The organism is Streptomyces sennicomposti (assembly GCF_019890635.1).
GTDB lineage: Bacteria > Actinomycetota > Actinomycetes > Streptomycetales > Streptomycetaceae > Streptomyces > Streptomyces sennicomposti.
This window is the reverse complement of the sequence record NZ_JAIOAB010000132.1, coordinates 1-1,523: the sequence shown is the minus strand read 5'-3', so window position 1 is coordinate 1,523 and position 1,523 is coordinate 1. Positions and strand designations below refer to the sequence as shown.

The window sequence follows — 1,523 nt, the reverse complement described above, 5'->3', positions numbered from 1 at the left end:
ACTTGACGGCGCCCGCGGTGAGTCCGGCGACGAGGTAGCGCTGGAGGAGGAGGAAGCCGGCGACCACCGGGACGCTGACGACGAGGGAGGCGGCCATGATCTGGTTCCAGTACACGTCGTTGAGCGTGGAGTAGCCCTGGAGACCGACGGCGAGGGTGCGGGTGGTGTCGTTGGTCATCACGGAGGCGAACAGCACCTCGCCCCACGCGGTCATGAACGCGTACACCGCGACCGCGACGATCCCCGGGATCGCCGCCGGCACCACGACCCGGAACAAAGCGCCCAGCGGCCCGCACCCGTCCACCATGGCGGCCTCGTCCAGATCCTTGGGCACCGAGTCGAAGTACCCGATCAGCATCCAGATCGAGAACGGCAGCGTGAACGTCAGATACGTCAGGATCAGCCCGCCCCGCGACCCGAACAACGCGATCCCCGTCGCGTTCCCGATGTTCACGTAGAGGAGGAACAGCGGGAGGAGGAAGAGGATGCCGGGGAACATCTGGGTGGACAGGACCGTGACGGTGAAGACGCGCTTGCCGCGGAAGGAGTAGCGGCTGACCGCGTACGCGGCGAACACCGCGATCACCACCGACCCGACGGTCGCCGCGCCCGCCACGATGAGGGAGTTGGTGAAGTAGCGGGCCAGGGGGATCGTGGACCAGATGTCGATGTACGGGCGGACCGTCAGCCCGCTGGGCAGCCACCGGAACTTCCCCGACACGTCCTGCAGCGGCTTCAGCGAGCTGGACACCATCACATAGACCGGCACCAGCACGAACGCCGTCAGCAGCGTGAGAAACACCCGCCGCGACCAGTGGAACGAGCGCGGCGGCGCCATCGGGGAGCGTGCCGGCCGGGCGGCAGCGGCGGCGGGGCGGGGTTCGGTGAGGGTGGTGTCAGACATCGGCGGTCTTCCTTCCCCGGCTGGTCAGCAGCAGGTAGACGCCGGTCACCACGAGGAGGAACAGCAGCAGCAGGACGGACATGGCCGAGCCGGTGCCGAAGTTCCAGGTGACGAACGAGGACTGGTAGATGTGCACGGAGATGAGGTCGGCGGCCTCGGGCGCGGACTTGCCGAACAGGACGTAGGGGGTGTTGAAGTCGTTGAACGTCCACAGGAACAGCACCAGGACCAGGACCTGGTTGACCGGGCGCAGGGAGGGCAGGGTGATGCGGCGGATCTGCTGCCACATGCCCGCCCCGTCCAGGGCCGCGGCCTCGTACAGCTCACGCGGGATGTTCTGCAGGCCGGCCATGACGATGAGGAAGGCGAAGGGCCAGCCCTTCCACACCGAGACGGTCAGCAGCGCGTAGAAGCTGTTGTCGCCGATGAGCCAGAAGGAGGGCTGGTCGGTGAGGTGGAGCTGGTCGTGCAGGACGTGGTTCACCAGGCCGTTGTCGTGCTGGAACATGAACGCCCAGGTGATCACCGCCGCGTAGACGGGCAGGGCGTAGGGGATGAGGAAGACCGCGCGCAGCAGTCCGCGGCCGCGGAAGGTGTCCTGCAGGTAGATCGCGGCGGT

The 1,523-nt window shown here is 67.4% G+C and carries 2 protein-coding genes; both read right to left on the bottom strand.

Features of this window, described 5'->3' with window-relative positions; translation table 11 throughout:
* The coding region (locus K7787_RS31385; protein WP_223003711.1) for a carbohydrate ABC transporter permease at positions 1-904 on the bottom strand (904 nt) is incomplete at its 3' end.
* Positions 897-1,523, bottom strand: a 627-nt coding sequence (locus tag K7787_RS31380; protein ID WP_223003710.1) for a carbohydrate ABC transporter permease, incomplete at its 5' end; no start/stop codon positions are given. The genes K7787_RS31380 and K7787_RS31385, both read right to left, overlap by 8 nt.